This window comes from Sorangium sp. So ce119 (assembly GCF_051524405.1).
GTDB classification, from domain to species: Bacteria; Myxococcota_A; Polyangia; order Polyangiales; family Polyangiaceae; genus Sorangium; species Sorangium cellulosum_G.
The window spans coordinates 8,675,767-8,696,230 of the sequence record NZ_CP150310.1 but is presented as its reverse complement, the minus strand read 5'-3'; the positions used below and the strand labels follow the sequence as shown (position 1 = coordinate 8,696,230).

Annotated in this window: 15 protein-coding genes; 8 read left to right on the top strand and 7 right to left on the bottom strand. The window is 72.0% G+C overall.

Translation table 11 applies throughout. The features are described 5' to 3' along the window. Positions 1–342 precede the first annotated feature (342 nt). The 3 genes from WME76_RS32865 (at position 343) to WME76_RS32855 (ending at position 4,914) form a co-directional block, all read left to right on the top strand. Positions 343–1,530, top strand: coding sequence for a hypothetical protein (locus tag WME76_RS32865; protein WP_437956190.1), 1,188 nt, complete (start codon positions 343–345; stop codon positions 1,528–1,530). A gap of 248 nt (positions 1,531–1,778) precedes the next feature. Then, a complete protein-coding gene (locus tag WME76_RS32860) occupies positions 1,779–2,909 on the top strand; it encodes a hybrid sensor histidine kinase/response regulator (RefSeq protein ID WP_437956189.1) in 1,131 nt (376 codons plus the stop codon). Beyond that, positions 2,899–4,914 (top strand): PAS domain S-box protein, encoded by a 2,016-nt coding sequence (locus tag WME76_RS32855; protein WP_437956188.1) that lies wholly within the window; start codon positions 2,899–2,901, stop codon positions 4,912–4,914. The genes WME76_RS32860 and WME76_RS32855 overlap by 11 nt, the downstream gene beginning before the upstream one ends. A 61-nt stretch (positions 4,915–4,975) precedes the next feature. On the opposite strand, the gene WME76_RS32850 is transcribed toward WME76_RS32855, so the two are convergent. Then, positions 4,976–6,031, bottom strand: a complete 1,056-nt coding sequence (locus WME76_RS32850; RefSeq protein WP_437956187.1) for an AraC family transcriptional regulator — start codon at positions 6,029–6,031, stop codon at positions 4,976–4,978. 77 nt (positions 6,032–6,108) lie between these two features. Between WME76_RS32850 and WME76_RS32845 the strand changes: the two genes are divergently transcribed. The 4 genes from WME76_RS32845 to WME76_RS32830 all read left to right on the top strand — a co-directional run bounded on the left by WME76_RS32845 (position 6,109) and on the right by WME76_RS32830 (position 13,159). After that, positions 6,109–7,164 (top strand): Rieske 2Fe-2S domain-containing protein, encoded by a 1,056-nt coding sequence (locus WME76_RS32845; RefSeq protein WP_437956186.1) that lies wholly within the window; start codon positions 6,109–6,111, stop codon positions 7,162–7,164. A gap of 230 nt (positions 7,165–7,394) precedes the next feature. Further along, complete coding sequence (locus tag WME76_RS32840) at positions 7,395–10,070, top strand: type VI secretion system Vgr family protein (RefSeq protein WP_437956185.1); 2,676 nt, start codon at positions 7,395–7,397, stop codon at positions 10,068–10,070. A 55-nt stretch (positions 10,071–10,125) separates the two neighbouring features. Next, positions 10,126–10,770, top strand: coding sequence for a peptidoglycan-binding domain-containing protein (locus WME76_RS32835; protein WP_437956184.1), 645 nt, complete (start codon positions 10,126–10,128; stop codon positions 10,768–10,770). A gap of 22 nt (positions 10,771–10,792) precedes the next feature. After that, a complete protein-coding gene (locus WME76_RS32830) occupies positions 10,793–13,159 on the top strand; it encodes a hypothetical protein (RefSeq protein ID WP_437956183.1) in 2,367 nt (788 codons plus the stop codon). Positions 13,160–13,228: 69 nt separating this feature from the next. On the opposite strand, the gene WME76_RS32825 is transcribed toward WME76_RS32830, so the two are convergent. From WME76_RS32825 to WME76_RS32815, 3 genes are all read right to left on the bottom strand, one after another. Then, complete coding sequence (locus WME76_RS32825) at positions 13,229–14,065, bottom strand: hypothetical protein (protein WP_437956182.1); 837 nt, start codon at positions 14,063–14,065, stop codon at positions 13,229–13,231. Between the two features lie 79 nt (positions 14,066–14,144). After that, positions 14,145–14,378, bottom strand: a complete 234-nt coding sequence (locus WME76_RS32820) for a hypothetical protein (protein ID WP_437956181.1) — start codon at positions 14,376–14,378, stop codon at positions 14,145–14,147. A 191-nt stretch (positions 14,379–14,569) separates the two neighbouring features. After that, the gene (locus WME76_RS32815) at positions 14,570–14,965 is read right to left on the bottom strand and encodes a PAAR domain-containing protein (protein WP_437956180.1); all 396 of its coding nucleotides are present in this window, start codon (positions 14,963–14,965) and stop codon (positions 14,570–14,572) included. 106 nt (positions 14,966–15,071) lie between these two features. On the opposite strand from WME76_RS32815, the gene WME76_RS32810 reads away from it, so the two are divergent. Continuing rightward, a complete protein-coding gene (locus WME76_RS32810; RefSeq protein WP_437956179.1) occupies positions 15,072–16,529 on the top strand; it encodes a hypothetical protein in 1,458 nt (485 codons plus the stop codon). Between the two features lie 53 nt (positions 16,530–16,582). Here the strand turns inward: WME76_RS32810 and WME76_RS32805 are convergent, their stop codons facing one another. The 3 genes from WME76_RS32805 to WME76_RS32795 form a co-directional block, all read right to left on the bottom strand. After that, positions 16,583–17,053, bottom strand: a complete 471-nt coding sequence (locus WME76_RS32805) for a response regulator (protein ID WP_437956178.1) — start codon at positions 17,051–17,053, stop codon at positions 16,583–16,585. Between the two features lie 389 nt (positions 17,054–17,442). Next, positions 17,443–18,828, bottom strand: a complete 1,386-nt coding sequence (locus WME76_RS32800) for a sigma-54-dependent transcriptional regulator (protein WP_437956177.1) — start codon at positions 18,826–18,828, stop codon at positions 17,443–17,445. Then, a complete protein-coding gene (locus WME76_RS32795; RefSeq protein WP_437956176.1) occupies positions 18,810–20,408 on the bottom strand; it encodes a sensor histidine kinase in 1,599 nt (532 codons plus the stop codon). The genes WME76_RS32800 and WME76_RS32795 overlap by 19 nt, the downstream gene beginning before the upstream one ends. Between the last annotated feature and the right edge of the window lie 56 nt (positions 20,409–20,464).

Below are 20,464 nucleotides of genomic sequence, written 5' to 3'. Positions count from 1 at the left end.
ACGACGTGCCGTGTCATGGCGCGTCACCATGGTTGCTTGGACGGCGCGGCCATCGCGACCCCGGAATCCGGGCGTGGCGCACGGCGCCGAGACAGCCAACAACAGATCTCGTCGTGCATTGCTGCCTTGCTGACGGGCAGCGCCCTAGGGCCGTGTTGAGCGCGGTAACAATTCTGCAGGGTGGCCCTTGTCAGCCGGGGCGATTTATGAGTTATTGTCGCCCTGCCTCGGCGGCGGCCGCCGATTTCGCAAGGAGCGCGGTCGCCCTCATGGTCCGTCGCCGCTCTCCGTGGCGATCCGGCCGCATGCGGCGCTCCCGACAAAGAACCAAGGAGTTTCCTGATGAACATCCGTGTGACGTGGCGAATCGCGACATTCTCTCTGGCGCTGGCGGGGCTCTCCGTCATTCCGGTGATGGGGTGTGACAAGGCCTCGGAGCTGCAGAACGACCTCTGTTGTCGCGACTTCACGCCGGGCGCCGATCTCGCCACGGTCGAGTGGGGGCTCGAGGGCGACGCGGAGCTCAATTATGGTGCGTTCATGCAGTCCGTGTCGGACTTCACCGGCGCCGCGGGCGCCATGGTGGCCGACGTGAGCGCCGCCTGTCAGGCGATCGCGCTGGACCTCGGCGCGGACGCGGCGACGATCACGGCGACAAAGCCGAGCGAGCGGGCGTCGGCGTGGTGCGAGCTCGCGATCGACCAGCTCGGGGACGCGACGGCCGGTCTGTCGATCTCCTTCCAGCCGCCGAGCTGCACGGTCGACGCGAGCGTGCAGGCGAACTGCGAGGCGCGGTGCAGCGCCAACGTCGAGTGCCAGCTCACCCCGGCGGAGATCATCGCGCGCTGCGATCCCGGCGAGCTCTCGGGCCGCTGCGAGGGGCAGTGCACCGGCTCGTGCGAGGGCTCGGCCAACCTCGCCGTCAACTGCGAGGGTACGTGCCAGGGCACCTGCGAGGGCGCGTGCGACGGCGATTGCTCGGCGACGACCGAGGGCGGCGACTGCCGCGGTCAGTGCGAGGGCACCTGTACGGGCCAGTGCCGCGGCTCGTGCGAGCTCGCGGCCGACGCGCAGGTGGAGTGCAACGCCGACTGCTCGGGCTCGTGCGACGTCCAGTTCAAGGCGCCGAAGTGCAGGGCTCAGCTCAAGCCGCCGTCGGCCGAGTGCCAGGGGAGCGCGGAGTGCAGCGGCTCCTGCGAGGCGAGCGCGAGCGCGCGGGCGAGCTGCAAGGAGCCCGCGATCAGCATCGCGGGCGCGGCCGAGGCCGACGCGGTCATCTCGACGCTCCAGGCGAACCTGCCGCGGCTCCTCGTCGTCGCGCAGGCGCGCGGCGAGCTCCTCCTCGCCAACGCCGAGGCGGTGGTCGAGGCCGCGGGCACCCTCGAGGGCGCGGTCACGGGCAGCGTGAAGGCGGGGGCCTGCATCATCCCGGCCACCAACGCGATCACGCAGGCGGTCGAGAACATCGAGTCGAGCCTCACGGCCAGCGCCAACGTGATGGCCAAGCTGGAGATCGCTCCCCGCCAGTGAGCGCGAGCCTGGCGGCGGCGCGGGCCGCGGCCGGGCGCGCGTGATCGCGCGGCATCCACGCGCGATCCGGGCGTGATCCGCGCGTGACGACGAGAGACGGCCGGGGCGGAGCGCTGCGAGCGCTCGCCCCGGCCGTCGCTGTTTTCAGCGCCCCGAGGGGCGCCTCGCCGCGATCGGCGCCGGCGCGCGCCGCGACGTATGGTGGGGGCGCCGACCCTCGTGTACTCTGCCGCCGGAGCCGAGCGCGCATGGAGCAGCAGGGGGTGCGATCCAGGGTGCTCGTCGTCGATGACAACGAGCAGAACCGCGCCTTGGCCCAGGCGACGCTCGAGGACGACGGCTACGAGGTCGTGCTCGCCACCTCGGGCGAGGAGGCGATCCGCGAGTTCGAGCGCTGTAGCCCGGACTGCGTGCTGCTCGACGTGCGGATGCCGGGCATGGACGGCTTCGCCGTGTGCGCCCGGATCCGCGCGCTGCCCGGCGGCGCGAGCACGCCGATCGTGTTCCTGACCGCGCTCCGCGACGTCGACACGTTCGACAGCGCGCTGCGCGCCGGCGGCGACGACTTCCTGACGAAGCCCGTGCGCCCGTCGGAGCTGCTCGTCCGGGTGCAGGCCGCGCTCCGGCTGCGCCGGCTCGGCGCGGAGCTGCGCGAGCACGTCGAGCTGGTCCGGCAGCAGCGGGACGCGCTCATGCGCCTCCAGCTCCAGAAGGAGCAGCTCACGGCGTTCGTCGTGCACGACCTGAAGAACCCGGTGAGCAGCATGGATCTGCACGCGCAGTTCCTGCTCCGCGACCGCGCGCTCCCGGAGCCGGCGCGCGACTCCGCGCGGCACATCCGCGCAGAGGCGCGGTCGCTCCTGCGGCTCATCTACAACCTGCTCGACATCAGCAAGAGCGAGGAGGGCCGGCTCGCCCCCGAGCGCGCGCGCGTCGACCTCCGCGCGCTCGTCCTCGAGGTGTTCGCCGCGCTCGAGCTGCGCGCGAGCTCCCGGTCGATCGCGCTGCGCGAGGCCGTCGAGGCGCCCGCGGTCCGGGCCGACCCGGACCTGCTGCGCCGCACCGTCGAGAACCTCCTGGAGAACGCGATCCACCACGCCCCGGTCGGGACGGCGGTGGCCGTGAGCGCCGTGAAGGACGGCGCCGCGGTCGAGATCCGCGTGGCGGACGCGGGGCCGGGCGTGCCCGCCGACCTGCGCGCGCGGGTGTTCGATCGCTTCACCCAGCTCGGCGGCGACGCGGAGGCCCTCCACCGGGCCGGCCGCGGCCTGGGCCTCGCGTTCTGCAAGATGGCGGTCGAGGCGCACGGCGGCCGCATCTGGATCGAGGACAACGCGCCCGGCGCGATCTTCTGTGTGAGGCTCCCCGATGACGAATGAACGATCCTCCGGCGAGCGCGCGTCGTCGCCCGAGCAGGCGCAGGACGGGCTCGGCGCGCCGCAGCTCGACGACGAGAAGTTCCGCCAGCTCATCGACGCGGCGCCCGACGCCATGGTGGTCGTCGACGAGCGGGGGCGCATCGTGTTCGTCAACGTCCAGACCGAGCGGATGTTCGGCTACGGGCGCGGCGAGCTCCTCGGCAGGCTGGTCGAGGTCCTGCTCCCGGAGCGGTTCCAGCGCTCTCACGTGGGCCACCGCTCGACGTTCACGGGCGCGCCCAGGGCGCGCCCGATGGGATCGGGGCTGGAGCTGTTCGGCCGGCGGAAGGACGGCGGCGAGTTCCCGATCGAGATCAGCCTCAGCCCGCTGGAGACCGCGGGGGGCACGCTCGTCTCGAGCGCGATCCGCGACATCAGCGAGCGCAAGCGCCTGGAGGCCGTGGCGCAGCGCTCCAGCGATCTCCTGCGGAGCGCGGTGGAGAGCGCCCAGGGCGCGTTCGCCGTGTTCGACGCGCAGGATCGGCTCGCGCTCTGCAACAGCGCGTACCGGCAGTGGCTCGGCGGGCGGGGGAGCGGCCCGATCGTCGGCCGGAGCTACGTCGAGCTCCTCGACGAGGGCCTCGGCGCGGGGCTCTTCACGCTCGACGGCGAGCCGGCGGCCGCGCTCCGCGCGAGGATGCTCGCCTACCACGCGGCGCCGAGCGGCGCGCTGGATCTCGGGTCGAGCGACGGGCGCAGCCTGCGCGTGACCGAGCGCCGCACGGCCGAGGGGGCGACCGTGTGCACGATCTGGGACATGACCGGCGACGTGCAGCGCGCGGAGGAGCTCCGCAAGGCGCGCGCCCTCGCCGAGGCCGCCAGCACCGCGAAGAGCGAGTTCCTCGCCTCGATGAGCCACGAGCTGCGCACGCCGCTCAACGCGATCCTCGGCTTCGCGCAGCTCCTCCAGCGCGACAAGAAGACGCCGCTCACCGAGCGCCAGAGGGAGCGGATCGAGTACGTGATGAAGGGCGGCGAGCACCTGCTCAAGCTCATCGACGACGTGCTGGACCTCTCGCGCATCGAGGCCGGGCGGGTGGCGGTGTCGCTCGAGCCCGTGAGCGTCCCCGAGGTGCTCGCCGAGGTGAAGGCGACGCTGGACCCGATGGCCCAGCGCGCGGGGGTCGAGATCGCCATGACGCCCCTCCCCGTGGACATCCCGGAGGTGGTGGCGGACCGGACGCGGTTCGCGCAGATCCTCATGAACTACGGGTCGAACGCGATCAAGTACGGCCGGAAGGGCGGGCGCGCGACGTTCATCGTGTCGGTGACGGCGGGCGGGCGCGTGCGGGTCTGCGTGGCGGACGACGGCATGGGCATCGCGCGCGAGCAGCACGCGAAGATCTTCCAGCCCTTCCAGCGCGCCGGCCAGGAGACAGGGCCGATCGAGGGGACGGGGATCGGGCTCGCGATCACGAAGCGGCTCGCGGAGATGATGGACGGCGGCGTCGGCTTCCGCAGCGCGCCGGGCGAGGGGTCGGAGTTCTGGATCGAGCTGCCCGCGCACGAGGTGAAGGCGGAAGAGGCGGCGGGGCAGCCGAGCGAGCGCGCGGGGGCGTCGCCGCTCACGGAGGCCGGCGGCGCGCGCTACGCGGTGCTCTACGTGGAGGACAACCCCTCGAACATCGCGTTCATGGAGGCGCTCATCTCGGAGTTCGAGCGGATCGACCTGATCACGGCGCCGAACGCCGAGATCGGCATCGAGCTCGCGCGGGCGCGGCGGCCTCACGTCGTGATCATGGACATCAACCTCCCCGGCATGAGCGGCTACGAGGCGCAGCGCCATCTGCAGGAGTGGCCGGAGACCCGCGCCATCCCGGTCATCGCGCTCAGCGCGGCCGCGATGCCGCGGGACACCCGCCGCGCCGAGGAGGCCGGGTTCTACCGCTACCTGACGAAGCCGGTGCGGGTCGACGAGCTGACCGCGACGCTCGAGGAGCTGCTGCTCGTACGGGCCTCGCCCTGATCACGGCGGCGCGGCGGTAGAATTCGAGGGGATGCCTCAGGGGCTGATGGGCTGAGAGCGCTCAGCGCGGCTCGGCGCCCCTGACCCGGGCGCGGAACGCCTCCGGCGTCTCGCCGGTCCAGCGCCGGAACGCCCGGTGGAACGCGCTCGGCTCCGAGTAGCCGAGCAGGTAGGCCACCTCCCCGATCGCCATGCCCGCCTCCAGGAGCGCCGCCGCGCGGCCGCGCCGGACCTCGTCGAGCAGGGCGTGCAGCGACGTCCCCTCGTCGCCGAGGCGGCGCTGCAGCGTGCGCGGGCTCATCCGCAGGCGCGCCGCGAGCGCCCCCAGGTCGGCCCCCTCGCGCAGCCGCTCGGCGAGGAGCGCCCGCACGCGGTCCGCGAGCGCCTGCCCGGACGGCGCCGCGCCGGGCAGGCGCGCCGCGAGGGCGCCCACCTGGCGCTCCAGGAAGGCGGCGAGCGCGTCGTTCGCCTGCGGCAGCGGCCGGGCCAGCGCCTCCGCCGGCAGGACCAGCTCGGTCTGCGGCGCCTCGAACCGCACCGGCGCGCCGAGCCGCCGCGCCTTCTCCTCCGGATCCCCCGCCGCCGCGTGGCGGAAGCTCACCGCGACCGCCTCGATCGGGGCGCCGCTCATGCGCCCGCCGTTCACGAGCACGTCGAACGCGAACATCTCCGCCACCTGGCCGTGGGCCGGCCGGTCGGGCCCGAACGGCGTGAAGCCGAGGTGCGCGCGGCCCCCGCGGAGCTCGAGCGTGTAGCGCTCCCCCTCGCTCCAGAGCTGCTGGTAGCGGAGCATCCGGCCGAGCGCCTCGCCGAGGTTCGGGCTGCTCATCGCCAGGAAGCCGAGCGCGTCGAGCTGCTCCGGCTGGAAGCGCCCCGCGAAGTCCAGGCCGAGGTGCGGATCGCGGACCGCCGCCACGGCCCCCTCGAGGAGCGCGTAGAACGCCGCGAGCGGCGCGCGGGCGTCGGGGTCGTCGAGCGCCGCGGCCGGCAGGCCCGCGGCCTCGAGCAGCGCCGCGCGATCGGCCCCGCGCTGCGCGGCGTGGTCCGCGAGCTGCCCGGCGAGGCGGGCCCAGATCGTCGGCGCGCGCTCCGGGGCCCGGGACGCCTGGCGCCGCATGTCAGCCCTTGTGGCGCGCGCTGTCACTGCCGTCCCGCCGAGCCATCCCCAGGATTGCAGGCGATCGGAGGAGCGACATGCGAAGGGACGGCATCGAGGAAGGGCGCGGCGCGTTCGTCGAGGGCGCCTGGTACATCATCGCGGACGGGTCCACCGTGGGCAAGCGGCCGGTCACCGTCGAGCGCTTCGGGACGCGCATCGTGCTGTTCCGGGACGAGCGCGGCGCGCTGGTCGCGGCGCGGGCGCGCTGCCCGCACCGCGGCGCGGATCTCGGCCTCGGGCGCGTCGTCGACGGGGCGATCGAGTGCCCGTACCACGGCTTCCGGTACGCCGGAGACGGGCGCTGCGTCGCGATCCCATGCGAGGGGCGCGGGGCGACGGGGGCGGCGGGCGTGGAGAGGGTCGCCGGCGCGGGCGGCGGCGGCGTCACGCTCGCGCTGACGCGCTACGAGGTGCGCGAGCACCGGGGGCTCGTGTGGCTCTACTGGGGCGAGCGGCCCGCCGAGCTGCCGCCGCTGCCCTGGTTCGACGGCCTGCCGCCCGACGAGCGGCACGCCCACACGGCCACGATGGAGTGGGACGTGCCGTTCGAGCGCGCGATGGAGGGCATGCTCGACGTGCACCACCTGCCGTTCGCGCACCGTCCGTGGGTCGTCGGCGTCGGCGCGCTGCTCGACCCGTTCGAGGTCCGCGTGGAGGGCGACACGATCCACGCCGAAGGGGTGCTCCGCCACGACGACGGGAAGCCGTGGGACGGGCGTCGGGGGTGGAAATTTGCGATAGAGCTGCGGTTTCCCGGGGTGCTGCGCCTGACGATGGGCGGGCGCATGGCGGGCGTGGCCGGGTGCGCGCCGATCGACGCGGAGCGGACGGCGATCGTGGGGCGGTACTACGTGCCGGTGCCGGGGGTCGGCCGCGCGCTCGCCTGGCTCGGGCTCTCGCTGGAGTTCTTGCTGATCCAGCCGGACGACGCGCGGATGCTCGCGTCGTCGGAGCCGCGCCACGCGGACCTGAGCGCGTGCCGCTTCGTGCGCGCGGACGCGGGGATCCTCGCCTGGCACAAGATGCGCCGGGAGCGGCTGAAGGCGCAGCGCGCGGGGGAGCCGCGCCGGCTGCCCGTCGACGTGGCGTGAGCGGCTGAGAGGGCGCCTTGTCGGCGCGGCGGGGCGAGCGGCTGACGAGGCGCTTCGCTGCGGCGGCGGGCGATCGCGGCCGCGGTGCCGGCGCGCGTCGTGGCGGTCGGCCCAGCCGTTGGTTCGTCGGATACGATCTGCCCTACGCTGGCGCGCCGCATGGCGCATGTGCCGCCCGGCCTCGCCGGACCGCGCGGCCCGACGCCACGACGACAGCGCAAGGACCCCCGATGACGATCCAGGCCTCCATCTCGGCCGACGTGCGACTTCCCGGGAGCGCCGACCCGTATCTCTTCTCGGCATTCCCGTTCCCGCCAGGCCACTTCCGTGTGCACGCGATCCGCGGGCGGGAGGCGCTCAGCAGGCCCTACGCGTTCCAGGTCACCGTCACCTCCCGGGCGTTCGTCGGCGAGGATCTGGAGCGCATCGCGCTCGGCCAGCGCGCCGCGCTCGTCCTCCGCGTCGGCGGCCCCGCGCGCGTGATCCCCGGGGTCGTCGCGGCGGTGCGCACGGAGGGCGTGCGCCCCCACCACGAGGCGGCGCAGTACACCTTCCGCCTCGTGCCGGCGATCGCGCTGCTGCGGCACCAGCGCGGCTCGCGCATCTTCCAGAACCAGCGCGTCGACCAGGTGGTCGACCACGTGCTCCGCGGAGCGGGCATGTCCACGCGCTGGGAGCTCACCCGCGAGTACCCCGTCAGGCCGTACATCACGCAGTACGAGGAGAGCGACCTCGCCTTCGTGAGCCGTTTGCTCGCGGAGGCGGGCATCTTCTACGGCTTCGCCACCGCGGCCGCGGACATCGAGGCGTTCGCTCACGCCGCGGCCGCCACGCTCGCCTCTCCGGCCCCGGCCGCCGACGTCGCGGCGTTCGTCCAGACCGCGGCCGCCGGCCTCGCGTATCCCGAGGAGACGGTGGTCTTCGGCGACGACGCGTCGACGTACCCGGCCATCGCGTCGGACGGCCTCCTCGGGGCGGTCGCGGGCGCGGCGGCGGCGCTCGATGTGCCGACGCAGGGCTCGCTGGGGCCGGTCACGGTAGGTCTCGGCGCGCCTTCGCTCCATTACCTCTCGACGCTCGGCCTGGTGACCGAGCGCGCCGACAAGGTCACGGCGTTCGAGGCGGTGCGGCGCGTCCGCTCCGATGTCGCCGAGTACCGCGAGTACGATCCCGATCGCCCGAACGCGACGCTCGTCAGCCGCGACGAGGACGACGAGCCCGCCTCCGGCGCCGTCGACCACGCGGCGGAGGCGCTCCGGCGGCTCGTCTCCCGTCGCGCCCTCGAGACGTACGAGCACGACGGGCACTTCCTCTTTCCCGACTGGAAGGACGTGGGCGAGGTGGCCCGCCGGATCCGCCGCCAGACGTCGCGCAAGCGCGTCGTCGCCGAGGGACGGAGCCTCTGCGCGGCGCTCGCGCCCGGTCATCGCTTCCGGCTCGAGGACCACCCGATCGGCGACCTCAACCGGGAGCACGTCGTCACGTCGATCGAGCACCGGGGCAGCGTCGCCAGCGATCAGGAGCTCTACCAAAACGCGTTCACCTGCGTGCCCGCGCGGGTCACCTATGTTCCTTCTCGCCCCCGTCGACGCACGGTGCAGGCGCTGATCACGGCGACGGTGGTCGGCCCCGCCGGGGAGGAGGTGCACGTCGACAGCCTGGGTCGCGTCAAGGTGCTGTTCCACTGGGACCGCCGCCGGACGAAGGACGACACGGCGTCCTGCTGGATCCGCGCGGTGCAGCCGTGGGCAGGCGCCGGGTTCGGGCACCAGTTCTTCCCGCGGGTGGGCATGGAGGTCGCCGTGACGTTCGAGGGGGGCGATCCGGACAAGCCCGTCGTGATCGGCGCGCTCTACAACGCCACGCAGCAGCCGCCCTTCCTGCTGCCTGCCAGCAAGACGCAGAGCGGGATACGGACGCGATCGGTCCCCGGCGGCCGCGGGCACAACGAGATCTCCTTCGAGGACGCGGCGGGCAAGGAGCGAATCCACATCCACGCGCAGTCGGATCTCGACGAGGTCGTCCGCCACGACCACACGATGATCGTGCACGCGGACGAGCGCCTGCGCGTGGCGGGGAGCCGGCACGACACCGTGGTCAAGGACGCCGTCAGCGAGGTGCTCGGCGACCGCGAGGACATCGTCCGGGGCGACGCCGCGGTCCGGCACCTCGGCGCGCGGCGCGACGTCGTCGAGAAGGGCCTCGACCAGCGGGTCGGCGTCGCGCGCGCGATCCGCGTCGACGGGCGCGACGACGTCGAGGTGCGCGGCGCGGCGGAGCGGCGGTATTTCGGGGATCTCACGACGCGGGTCACGGGCCACCACACGGTGATCGTGGGCAAGCACGACGCGAAGCGCTCGATGACGCTCCGGGTCGAGGGGGTCGCGACCGTGTCCGCCGACGACGCGCTCGTCCTGACGGCGGGCGGCGGGATCACGCTGCGTTGCGGGAACACGTCGATCCGGATCGGCGAGGACGGCATCGAGCTTCACGGGCCGGTGGTGCGCGTGGCCGGCGAGAGGGGGAGCGTCGAGGCGAGCAAGGAAGGTATCAAGATCTCGTCCGACGGGGCCTATGCGCACCTCGGCGACAAGCTGCTCGTGAAGACCGAGAGGGCGAGCCTCGCCATGGGGACGGAGGTGAAGGTCGACGGCGAGAAGATTCTGCTCAACTCGCCGGAGCAGGCGACCGAGGAGCCGCCGCCCGAGAAGGAGCCGCCGACGGAGATAGCCCTCGTCGACGACAAGGGGCGTCCGCTCGGACACCAGCGCTTCCTGATCCTGCTCGAGGACGGGTCGCAGCGGACGGGCGTCACCGACAGCGGCGGCAAGGCCGTGATCGATCTGCCGGCGGGCGTGAAGGCGAAGATCCGCTTTCCCGAGCTGACCGAGCTGGCGTACGGCTGAGGGGGCGGGGCGCGCGCCCGGGGCCGTGGCGTGAACAGGACAAGGAGGCTTTGACGTGGCGAAGCCGTGGGTACCGTACGTGATCCAGCAGGGAGACCATCTCCGGAAGCTCGCTTTCCGGTTTGGCATGGAGGCCGAGACGCTCTGGCGGCACGAGAAGAACCAGGCGCTCTCGCAGCGCCGGAAGAACATGGACCTGCTCCACCCGGGGGACGTTCTCCACGTGCCGGCCGAGCCTGCGCCTGCGCTGGAACTTTCCGCTGGCACGATGAACCGGTACAAGGCCAGGGTGCCGACGATTCCTGTGAAGCTCCAGCTCGAGTCCGCGGTGCGGTCGCTGGCGGGGCAGCGGTTCGAGGTGCACGGGGTGGGCGAGGGGGTCGAGCCGATCTGCGGCACCACGACGGCGGAGGGGGAGGCGGCCTTCGACGTACCCGTGCTGGTGCGCGAGGTGGAGCTGCGGCTGCCGGACGCGGGCCTGGTCATCCCGGTGCTCGTCGGGGATCTCGACCCGATCGACGAGCCGAGCGGGGTGGCGCAGCGCCTGCGCAACCTGGGTTTCCTGCCGCCGATCGGGGAGGTGGAGGCGGAGGACGTCACGCTGGCGCTGATGGCGTTCCAGAGGGAGCAGGGGCTGGCGGTGACCGGCGCGGTGGACGACGAGACGCGCCGCGCGCTGGAAGCGCGACACCGTCTCTGAGCGCGGGACAGGACACGGATTCATGGCGAAGCTACCGTCAGTTCGATACATCTGGACCGCGGAGGACGAGCGGATCGCGCGGGGCGGCGCGCCGGACGTGCAGGGCGCGTTCGTGACGCCCTATGGCATCCCGGCGGCCGGCGTCCCGCGGTGCGCGACCTTCACGGCGGGGACCGAGGTCGAGGTGGATCTCGATCGCAGCGGCTGGGGGGAGCCGTGGCGCGCGCGGCGGTTCCACAGCGGCAAGCCGTTCTACGAGTGGCACGAGCCGGGCGAGATCCCCGGCTCGATCGGCACGCTCGCGGAGCTCTGCAAGCACCTGCGGGAGAGGGACCCGAGCGCGTACCCGGAGACGATCTACGGGGAGAAGAAGCTCGCGGATCCGGGGCCCGAGAACCCGGCGAAGATGCTCTTCGATTACTGGCAGAACTCCCGGTACCGCTACGCGACGGTGAAGGAGGGGTTCGACTGGAAGACGTACGCGAGCAGGCCGGGGGGCCTCGCGGTGCGGAAGGACGGCGTCGCGATCGACTACGTGCTGCGCAAGGTCACGCCGCTGCCGAAGGCGGTCGCCGCGCCGGGGGCGCAGAAGAGGCTGATCGATGAGCCCGCCCTGGCGGTGGAGCAGTACATCGTGGAGGTCGCTGACGCCACGGCCAACATCCGGAGGCTCCTGGATGCGGCGAATGACGCCATGCTGGCTCGGTTCCAGATCATCTACAAGCTCCAGGCGCTGCGGGCGATCGCGGAGGCGTCGGCCAACGCGCCCCAGGGCGGGATGCCCTCGCAGGGCGCCGAGATCGTCCGGATCGTCGATACCATTCTCCCGAAGGTTCACCAGGTCCTCATCGCGATGCCCATCCGCGCTGGCACAGCGGAGCAGGCGCTCGCGGAGCTCCTCAATTCACGTCGGAGCTTCACGGTCGACGCCGTGGCGGACATCCGGGCAGAGGAGCGCAGGCTGCGCGAGCTCCTGCTCGGGTCGAGCGCGCATGCGCAGATGCTCAAGACCTGGGCCGCGTCGGTTCATGGTGGCTGGCTACAGGGGCACCCGGCGATCGCGCAGCTCGTCGATCTGCTGACGGTGACGGTCGCGGAAGGTCACCTCGCGCTCGGCGAGTGCGCGCCGCGCGAGCACGATGATGTCCTCAAGCAGCTTCTCGATAACATGCCGCCGCGCCACGCCGAGACGCCGGACAGCATCGGGGGCGACTCGCCGACCGAGGTACTGCTGAACCTGGTCGGCAAGGGGACGAGCATCACGCTGACGGTCGTTGGTAATCTGGCAGGTCCACCCAGCCTGTCCATCGCGCTCCTTCAGGTGTACGCGCTCCGGCAATTCCCGAAGATCGTGCAGGAATCGTTCAATGTGCTGAGCAAGGTCCAGGTGGACTTGACGGAGTTGGCCTCGTGGCGCGGCCCGCACCCGGAGCTCCTCGATCTCGAGCGCGGGGTGACGATGTACAATCGCAAGATGAACGAGCTCACCGGGTACGTGGTGAGCCATGTCCCAGACGGTGAATTCAAGCAGAAGCTGAGCGTCGCCCTCATCGACGAAAACCCGGAGGTGCTCGCGGGTCTCAGGAGCGAATACGGCGAGGAGATGGCCGGCGTCGCGCAGAGCACCGTCGCATGGAAGGGGGCCATGGTGCTCTTCAGCCTGCTCGGTACCGCGCTCGCGATCCGAGAGGCTCAAAAATCAGGTGACAGAAACGCTGTCCTCACGCTGTTAGACTGCACGTCGCAGGGCGTCGGGAGCGCATCTGTGGTGCTGGGTACCTACGAGACATTTTTGACCGTAGTCGGTCGTCTTGAACCGGTCGCCAAGGCGCTGACAAAGGTGGGTAACGTACTGGGAGCTGTAGGGGGTGCTGCGGGAGCGATTTCGGGGGGACTCGCCTACTTCAAAGCAATTCGTGAACAGGATTGGTACGGCGCTACCAGTGCCATGTTCGGTGCCGTCGGCTCCGCGGGAATGGCCATCTTCGCTGGGTGTGCGGTCGCCAATGTCGCGATGCCCGTGCTTGGCGCAATCTCGCTTGCATGCATCCTCGCGTCGGGGGCGGTGAGCTTCATGCAGGTTATCGATTCTGGTGACAATGAGATGTCGAAGACCAACAAGATCTGCCATGGTATCCTCAGCTCGATACGTGCCGACGCGCTCGGGGGATACATGGAGTCTCGCGATGGCCTGATCCTCGTCGAGATGGAGGAGCTCGAGAAGCTCACGCGGGAGGGCTTGCTGCCGAACGCCGTAAATGACTACTGGGTCGTTCTCGCGCTTGAAAAGGCGGGCCTGTCCAAAGAGCATATTCAGCAGATCGTGAACTCGTCCGCGCTCGCGACCACCCCGTTCGGGCCCGGCCCTGGTATGCATGCATTCAGATGATTGCGTGATCCCTGGGGCGGTGCCCTCATCCGTAGGGTGGAGGACGGGCGAGCGCTCCGACGGGGGCGCCTAGCCCTGGTTGTCAATCAGACTATCGCCTCGGGGTACTCCCCTCCGTGCACGCTCCGCTTCGACGCGCTCGATGTCGTCGAGAAGGCTCGCCGCCGACACGCTCGTTTCCGATGGTAGCTCCAGGGCCTCTTTCAGGCGCTGCTGCAGGAACATCGCCGCTTTTACACCATGCATCCGGGGCACCAGTGGAAGCACCTTGCCAGAGCGCAAGCGGGCACTTAACGAGAAGCAGACGGTCCCTTTATGACGACCCGATATGTGTCTTGCGCAGAATAGCTTATCTATGTCTTCGGTCTTCAGGTCGATGTCGCTGTACCACGGTATTCGAGGTCTCTGACGGAGTTGCAGCGTGCCGCTCTTGATGGTGAGATGGGTCCGGCTCGCGAATGCAATGAACATGAGATAGGCGGTGAAGAGGGCCAGGGGTACACAGGGCGCCATCGCCCCGAGGAGGAGCTCGGGATCGGGGCCTTCGTACTGGAGAGCAGCGTGGGCGGCATAGCCGGTGATTGGCCACATCAGCGATGCAAAGAACACGCTGGCCCAACGGGGAATTCTGATGTCGTCCACCGGCCAGCTCATCTCGAGCTCGCGTTTCACATGTCCCCGATAATCCTTCGGATTCACATCGGTCGCGCTCACGGTGTACGACGGCGGTGCGGGGAGCTCACGAGGCGGTCGCAACCAGGGGTTCTCCTCGCGGACCTCGCGGGTACGCGCGGCAGCGACTTCGAACACGGTGCCACAGCTCCGGCACACGGCGAAGCCGAATTCCTCGTCCAGCTCCTTCGCCGTCGAGATGTTGGGGCAGCGGACGCATGCGATCGTGACCATGGGCGGATCCTACCTCCGATTGCGATGTGCGAAAAGCAACCTCGGGGAGTCATGACGGTTGAGTGAACCTGCTCGGTTGTCACCAGAACCGTGTGGATTGATTGATGTCGGTGACGCGCACCGAGAACTCCGGCGGCGTGGAGATGGGGCCATGCGACTCCAGCTCCGTGAGATCGTCGTCGGCGGCGCGGCGATTCGCGCGTGGCACATCGACTACGGTCTTGAAGACGCGGCGCACGGCGAGGCCAGCGAGCTCGTCCAGATCCTCCGCGTGTACGTCGCGGTGACAGTTGACGCACGCGACCGAGAGCATGGGTGGATGCTATCAGCAAAAAAGAAGGCACCACCCGCGGGAAACGTGCGCCGCCTCGGGACGGCGACCAGCTTCGACGGCAGCCTCCGGAACCCCTCCGTGCTCACCCGGCCGGATCGTTTGGGACAGCGATGCGACCGACCGGATCGAGACAATCCTCCATCCGCGAGCTGCTCCCTCGCCAACCGCGCTCAGCCGCCGACGAAGACCGTCCCGTCAGCCACGACCGTGCCGTTCGGCACGTCTTGAGGGTCGTTGCAGGTCATCGCCGGATCGCCCATCCGGGCGGCCTCTCTCCCGTCGAAGAAGACCCGCGAGCTCCCCCGGTGAACCGAGGCCTCGTTCGAAGGAGGCCTCTGGAACGGACCCGCCGCGGGCACGTGCGCCGGGCTGTTCATCGCCTTGCTGCCCTGGACCGCCGCGGCCCTGTCGTCGATGAACACCGTGGAGCAGAGCTCGCCCGATAGCTGCCCGGAGAAGGGCATCGGCGTGGGCGTGGGCACCGGCCCAGCGGGCGAGGGGACCATCACCACATGCGTGTCGATGGCCGCGACCCGATCCCCTTGCTTCGCTCCCGGCGCGCCCATCGCGATCGCGACCCCCTCTCCGGACGCAGGATAACCCGCCCGGCGACGCCGTTGAAGTGCCGCGCGAACGTGCCCCGGGGCGCGTGGCTTCGCTAGAATCGGCTCGGTGAACGCCTCCTCAGCCGGTGGACCCGCAGACGCCGGGCTCGATCCCGTGCTCCACGGCGTGTCGCTCACCCAGTTCGCCGCGGTCAGCGCGGCCCTGGCTGAAGGCTTCGCGCTCCCTGCCGTCCTCGCCGTCGAGGGCATCGCGCCGGCATCCTGGCCCGGCGCTGACGCCGCGTGGAAGGTGCGCCTCGTCGACGAGTCGCAGAAGGAAGGCAAAGGCCTCTTTGCCTCCTACGAGAGCAGGCTCGCCGCGGCCGAGGATCGGCTCGGTCGGCGCATCTCGCCGCTCGAAGCCGATCTCACCGCCTGGACGTCGTTCCTGAAGGCCTACTCGAGTCATCCGTCGCCGTTCGAGCTCCTGGGCGGCCTGCAACTCCGCGTGAGCGACGTCTCGAGACTGTCGCGCCTGTGGGCGCGCCGCATGGCCGGATCCACGGAGCTTCAGGACCGGGCCACGGAGCTCGCCCAGGGGGCGACGACCGCCTTGCCCGAGCTCCGCATCGAGCCCGGCGAGCTCACCCCGTCGTCGGCCACGAGCACCCGCGCAGCGCCGGTGGAGACCGCGCCCGTGGACGCAGCGTGGGAGTCGCCGCTCGTCCTTCCGTCGGCCTATCGCCCCGGCGCCAGCAAGGCGCCGACCGCGCCCGGAGCGCCCGGCGGGTCTCCACCGGAGCCGCCCGCGCCTCGAGCCGCGCCGGTCCCGCCCGGCACCGCGCTGTCCGTCGATGTTCCGCGCGGGCCGGCGCTGCCGTTCGCGGCCGCAGATCCGGGGAGGCCCTCACCGCTGGCCGCGCCCGGTGTCGCAAGGCCGGTGGTCCATCGCGCGCCCGGAGCGCTCACCGGCACCGCGCCGCTGCCCGAGGGCGTTCCACGTGGCCCGGCGCTCCCGTTCGCCGGGGCGAGCGCTGGCCGCGGAGACTCGATGCCGCCGGTCGTTCAGGCGCCGCCAGCGCTCGCGGGAACGGCGCCGCTACCGGACGACGTTCCGCGCGGACCGGCGCTGCCGTTCGCGGCCGCGGAGCCGGGGCGCCCCTCGCCGCTGGCCATGCCCGGTCCCGCAAAGCCGGCGGTGAACCGCGCGCCAGAGGCGCTCACCGGCACGTCGCTGAGCCTCGCCATCCCGCGTGGCCCGGCGCTCCCTTTCGCAAAGGAGCCCTCCGGCGGGACTCCCGGCAGCGGGCGCGCACCGGCGAGCGCCTCGCCAGGGAGCCCCTTGCCTCCGCTGCCGCGGCTCACGCTCGAACAGCACGCCTCGCTCACCCTCGAGCTCGTCGTCGAACCCGGGAAGCAGGAGGAGATCCTCCGCCGGTACGGCATCAGCGTCGGCGAAAAAATGCAGCTCGACGCGCATTTCAGGCAGCGCTTGGCCGAGGATCGGTCGCTCGTGGGGCGGTGGAACGAGGCGTACCGGGCCCATCATGCCCGGTTCACGGGCGCGCGCCGCGGCCCCCGCTGAGCGCGCGCTGGCGACACGGCAGCATGAGGGAGCGCGCGCAGCCGCGCGGCGGGTCAGCGGCGCATCCTGACGAGGGCCTGGACCACGACGCGCAGATCGTCGATGTCGAGCGGCTTGTCGAGCACCGCGTCGGCGCCCAGGCCGTAGGCCTCCGCGTGGGTCTCCGGGTCGCCGAACGCGGTGATGAGGACGACGGGCGTGGACCAGTCGTCCCGGCGCAGACCGGCCAGGAGCTCGAGGCCGCTCTTGCCGGGCATGCGGATGTCGCTCACCACGATGTCGAGCGGAGCGCCGCCGCTGGAGATCAGCGACTCGCCCATGATCTCGAGGAGGTGGTTGCCGTCGCGCGCCTCCAGGACCTCGTAGCCGTCGCGGCGGAGGGCGGTGGCGAGCAGAAGCCGCAGCTCGCGGTCGTCCTCGGCGAGCAGCACGCGAACGGGCGACTCGCCGAGCTGGGCGCTCGGCACCGGGCCAGGGGGCGCATCGAGGAACGAGGTAAGGTCGCGTAACAGCTCGGCGGGCATCGGGCTTTCTCCTTTGAGAGGCCTCATTGCAGGCAGCGTGCCGTCCGCGGTGGCCGGAACCGACCGAGGTTGGGGGCCAGGGCTGGGGGCCACGGCTGCCCCAGGTTGGGGCGACCGACCCAGGTTGGGCCGACCCAGGTTGGGCGCCGGAACCGACCCAGGTTGGGCGCCGCCGGAGCCGACCCAGGTTGGGCGCCGGAACCGACCCAGGTTGGGCGCCGGAGCCGACCCAGGTTGGGCGCCGGAGCCGACCCAGGTTGGGCGCCGGAGCCGACCCAGGTTGCGCCCCCCCGGCGTCCCCCAGCCCCGCGCCCGCGCCTGCACGCCCCGCCTCGCCCCACCCCCGGCGGGGCGCCGTTCCCCGCCCGGGGTATTCCTCCTCGCCGCCCTCAGCCGCCCTTCGCCGCCCCCCCGGCCGGCGGCTCCCACCGCTCCAGCTTGCGGTGCAGCGTCTTCCGGTCGAGCCCGAGGATCCTGGCCGCCAGCGTCTTGTTGCCGCCCGCCGCCTCGAGCACCCGCAGGATGTACCGGCGCTCCACCTCCTCGAGCGGCACGAGCTCCGACGGATCGTCCGCCGCCACGATGACATGCGACGGCCGGTGCTCCCGGATCTTCGCCGGCAGGTCGTCCACCGTGATCTCCTGGTACCGCGTCAGCGCCACCGCCCGCTCGACGCAGTTCTGGATCTCCCGCACGTTGCCCGGCCACGAGTACGCGAGCAGCCGCTCGGCCGCCGCCGGCGAGAGGCCCACCACCTCCTTGCCCGAGCGCGCCGCGCAGTCCTCCACGAACCGCTGCGCCAGCAGCAGCACGTCGCTCCCCCGCGCCCGCACCGGCGGCAGCTCCACGTGGAGCACGTTGATGCGGTAGTACAGGTCCTCCCGGAACCGCCGCTCCTCCACCGCCGCGTCGAGGTCGCGGTTCGTCGCGGCCACGATGCGCGCGTCGAAGGCCACCTCGGCGCTGCCGCCCACCGGGCGCACCCGGCGCTCCTGCAGCGCGCGCAGCAGCTTCGGCTGCACCCCGAGCGGCAGCTCCCCGATCTCGTCGAGCAGCAGCGTCCCGCCGTTCGCCTCGACGAACAGCCCGGGGCGCGCCACCCGCGCGTCGGTGAAGGCCCCCCGCACGTGGCCGAACAGCTCGCTCTCGATCAGCGACTCCGGCACGGCCGCGCAGTTGATCGCCACGAACGGCCCCCCCTTGCGCCGGCTCCGCTCGTGCAGCGCCCGCGCGACCACCTCCTTGCCCGTCCCGCTCTCGCCGGTGATGAGCACCGTCGCCTCCGCGTCGGCGATGCGCTCGATCATGTCCTGCACCCGCCGCATCGCGGCGCTCCGGCCGACGAGGTCCGGGAACGCGCCCGGCCCGGCCACCGCGCGGCGCAGCCGCCGCACCTCGGCCTTGAGCGCGTGGTGCGCGATCGCCCGCTCCAGCGCGAGCGCCAGCGTCTCGATGTCGACCGGCTTGGTCACGTAGTCGTACGCGCCCGCGCGGATCGCCTCCACCGCCGTCTCGATGCTGCCGAACGCGGTGATCACCACGACGGGCACGTCCGGCCGGATCTCGGCCGCCCGGCCGCAGACCTCGATGCCGTTCATGCCGCCCATGTTCAGGTCGGTCAGGATGACGTCGAAGCCCTCGTCCTCCTCGAGCAACGCGAGCGCCTCGACCGGCGACGTCCGCGTGGTCGCCTCCACGCCGCGCGTGCGGAGGTCCGCCGCCAGCCACGCGCACATGGCCTCGTCGTCGTCGATGATCAGCGCTCGCCTGCCCATGATTCCTCGCTCTCCCCGCGCACCATGACGCTCGCCCGCGGCCGCGCCGCCGCCCCGGCCGCGCCGCCCCGCTCCGCCGCGGGCGCGCCCTCGTCCCCGGCCGCCGGCCGCGCGGCCTCCTCGCCGCTCGGGGCGAGGTACACCGTGAAGGTCGAGCCCTCGCCGAGCTTGCTCTCCACGTCGATCCAGCCGCCGTGCTCGCGCACGATGCCGTACGAGACGCTCAGCCCGAGGCCGGTGCCCTCGCCGACGTCCTTCGTGGTGAAGAACGGCTCGAAGATGCGGTGGACGTTGTCGGGCTCGATCCCCTCGCCGCCGTCGATCACCCGGACGGCGAGGTGCTCGCCCTCGGCGCCGCCGTGATCGGCCGGAGGGCGCGCGCGCGCCCGCTCGACGCGCACGGTGAGCTCGCCGCCCCGCTTCATCGACTGCATGCCGTTGATGACGAGGTTCGTGAGCACCTGCTGCATCTGCCCGGCGTCCACCTCGGCGCGCGCCGGCGCCGGGCCCACGTCGTCGAGGCGCAGCGCCACGCCGCGCTTGCGGGCGAGGGGATCGAGGAGCTGCAGCGTCTGGCGCGCGATGTGCGCGAGATCGTGCGGCGCCTTCTGCGCGACCCGGCGGCGCGCGAAGTCGAGGAGCTGCCGGATGATCTTCGTCATCCGGTCCGCCTGCTCGGCGATGATGCGCGCGCTGTCCGCCGCCTCCTCCGGCGGCAGGCCGCGGGCGATCATCTTGGCGCGGCCGCCGACCACGTTGAGCGGCGTGCCGAGCTCGTGCGCGAGCCCCGAGGCGAGCTTGCCCACGATGCCGAGGCGGTCGGCGTGCCGCAGCTGCTCCAGCGCGACGATGCGCGCGGACGCCTCCCGGGCGGCGCTCTCGCGCGCCTCGGCGAGGTGATCGCACATCGCGTTGATCTCGCGGGCGAGCTCCCCGAGCTCGTCGCGCTGCGGCAGGAGCAGCGGGCCGCCGAGGTCGCCCTTCCCGATGCGCCGGGTCTTGTCGACCAGCCGCTGCGTCGGCTGCCCGACGAGGAGCTGCCCGAAGATCATGGCCAGGAGGCCGCTCAGCGCCGCGAGGGCGACGATCGTGGTCACGGTGTTGACCACGCTCGCCTGGACGTACGACTCCTCCTCCCCGAGCGACTCGGAGATCTCGATGGCGCCGACGCGCGCCGGGTCCACGGGCACGGGCGCGTACGTGTAGAAGCGCCCGCTCCTGTCGCCCTCGCGCTGGAGGCGGAACACCTCGGTCCCCCCGGAGAGCTCGGCGATCTCGGCGGCGGGCAGCGCGGGCGCGAAGCGGTCGCCGGCCGGCGCGTCGAGCCACACCCAGCGGAAGCTCACGCCGTCCTCGCGCTCGCTCGCCTTGCCGAGCACGCGGAGCGCCTCGTCCATCCCGTCCCGGCGCCAGATCTCGACCATCGCCGCGCGCAGGGCGCTGCCGATGAGGTGCTCGTCGCGCCGCATGTCCGCCTCGAACAGCGCCCGCTCGCGTCGGACCGAGAGGTAGCCGTAGAGGCTCAGCACGGCGCACATGACGAGGACGAGGGCGACGGTGAGCTTGCTGGCGAGCCGCATGGAGTACGTTGGAGGAGCATGCAGGAGGCGTGCGCGTTCTCAAGGGGGTCGCGGCG